Source organism: Acidisphaera sp. L21 (assembly GCF_009765685.1).
Lineage (GTDB): Bacteria > Pseudomonadota > Alphaproteobacteria > Acetobacterales > Acetobacteraceae > LMUY01.
The window spans coordinates 1-2,472 of sequence record NZ_LMUY01000096.1; the positions used below are offsets into that span (position 1 = coordinate 1).

The window sequence follows — 2,472 nt, forward strand, 5'->3', positions numbered from 1 at the left end:
AACCGGCGGCGGGGGTGTCACCTGTGGCGGCGCCGTGACCGGGGGCACCAACTGCGCCCGGGCGGCAAACGGCGCGGCGACGCCACCGCCCAGGCCACAACCGAACCCCAACAAAGCCCGGCGACGCCCCAGGCCACCAGTTATCGCGTTACGATCGGTCATGCGAACAGCCTCCGTGCTGGGATGGTTATACCACCGCCCCGAATTGCGCCGCGTGCAGGCGGTGGTAGGCGCCGCCTGCCTCCAGCAACTCCTCATGCCGCCCCTGCTCCGCCACGCCAGCCCCGTCCACCACCACGATGCGGTCGGCGTTGCGGATGGTGGCTAGGCGGTGCGCGATGACCAGCGTGGTGCGGCCGATCGCCAGCGCGGCCAGGGCGCCCTGCACGGCCCGCTCCGTCTCGCTGTCCAGGGCGCTGGTGGCTTCGTCCAGGATAAGGATCGGCGGGTTCTTCAGGAACATGCGGGCAATCGCCAGGCGCTGCTTCTGGCCGCCGGACAGTTTTACCCCGCGCTCCCCGATCACCGTGTCCAGCCCGGCGGGCAAGCCGCGGATCACCGCATCCAATTGGGCGCGGTGGGCTGCGTCCAGGATATCCGCCTCCGGCGCGTCCAACCGGCCATAGGCGATGTTCTCCCGCAGCGTCCCGCCAAATAGAAAGACATCCTGCTGCACGATGCCGATCTGCCCACGTAGAGAGGCGAGCGTCATGTCGCGGATATCCATCCCATCGATGGTGATCCGGCCGGACTGCACCTCGTAGAATCGCGGCAACAGCGAGCACAGCGTCGTCTTGCCCGCCCCCGAGGGGCCAACGAACGCCACCGTCTCCCCGGCGCCGATCATCAGATCAACATCCTGCAGGACGACGCGGCCATCGCCATAGCCGAAGGTGACGTGGTCGAAATGGATGTCCCCATGCAGCGGGCCGGCCGGCTCGGCACCGGGTGCGTCCACGATGTCCGGCTCGACATCCAACAACTCGGTATAGCGGCGGAACCCGGCGATCCCCTTCGGGTAGGTTTCCAGCACGCCGTTGATCTTTTCCACCGGGCGCAGAAACACGCCGACCAGCAGCAGGAACGAGATGAAGCCGCCCTGGGTCAGTTGGTCGTGCAGCACGAACCAAGTGCCGGCCACCATCACCACCATCTGCGTCAGCCGCATGCCGAGATAGGTGATGGAGGAGGAGGCCGCCATCAGCTTGTAGGCCTGCAATTTCGTCGTGCGGTATTGCGCGTTATCGACCGCGAACAGCCGGCGCTCATGCTCCTCGTTGGCGAAGGCCTGCACCACGCGCATGCCGCCGACATTCTCCTCGATCCGCGCGTTGAAGGCGCCGACCTGGCGGAACAGGGCGCGGAAATTGTTGGTCATACGGCTGCCATAGCGGGAGGACACCACGGTGACGACCGGGGTGATGATCGCCGTCAGCAATGCCAGTTCGGTGTTGACCATGAACATCAGCGCGAAGGCGCCGATGAAGGTCATGATCGCGATGAACAGATCTTCCGGCCCGTGATGCGCGACCTCCCCCACATCTTCCAGGTCCTTGGTGACATGGGTGATCAGGTTGCCGGTCTTGCTGTTGTCGTAGAACGAGAAGGACAGCTTCTGCAGGTGGTCGAACGCCCGCCGCCGCATCTCCGTCTCGATGTTGATGCCGAGCAGATGGCCCCAATACACCACCACCGCCGTCAGCCCGGTATTGGCCAGGTAGACGAACAGCAGCAGGGCGGAGGCGAGGAGGATCAGCCCCCAATCCCGGCTGGGCAGCAATTGGTCGATGAAGACGCGGATCGCCATCGGGAAGCCGAGTTCCAGCAGGCCCGAAAATACGGCGCAGCCAAAATCCAGCGCGAACAGGCGACGATGCGGACGGTAATAGGCGAAGAACTGTCTCAGCATGCCGCCTTGTAGGCGGTGGCCCCCGGGCGCGTCGACTCCCCGGGGCAGCTATGCGGTGACTTCCAGCACCATCCAACCCGTGTGCGGGCGACCATACTCATCGGTGCCACTCACCGTCAGGCGATGGGTGCCGGCGGGGAGATCGGCCGGCAGCATGCCCTGCCAGATATGGGTGGAACGGTCGGAGTTCACCCACGGTTTCTTGGTGGCAACGTTGCGGGCGTAGACCTCGTCCACGAACGGGTCGCGCCGCAGCACGCGCTGCATCGGGATAGCCTTGCCATCGCGCCCAATCGTCATCGAGAGGCTGGATTTTGGGCCGCCATCGAACAGGTTGACCACAACGCGCGTGGACGCCGCGGCAGCCTGCAGGATAGGGCCAGCCAGCAGCGCGCCGGAATGGTAGTCGCGCAGCACCTCCCGATCGGCCTGGTGCATCTGGCTGTCGAGCACGATGCGCATTTGGGAACGCGCAGGGTCCCGCGCGGGCACCAGCGTGGTGGTGTAGTGGGCGCCGTCGACCGACAGGATATGGAAGCCGTTGGGGCTGCCGTCACTTTCCA

The 2,472-nt window shown here is 65.6% G+C and carries 2 protein-coding genes; both read right to left on the reverse strand.

All coding sequences use genetic code 11. From position 1 onward, the window contains the following. Positions 1–187: 187 nt before the first annotated feature. A complete protein-coding gene (locus GSQ76_RS19220; RefSeq protein ID WP_158745735.1) occupies positions 188–1,909 on the reverse strand; it encodes an ABC transporter ATP-binding protein in 1,722 nt (573 codons plus the stop codon). A 48-nt stretch (positions 1,910–1,957) separates the two neighbouring features. Then, on the reverse strand, positions 1,958–2,472 hold a 515-nt coding region (locus GSQ76_RS31300), incomplete at its 5' end, for a calcineurin-like phosphoesterase C-terminal domain-containing protein (RefSeq protein WP_216851168.1).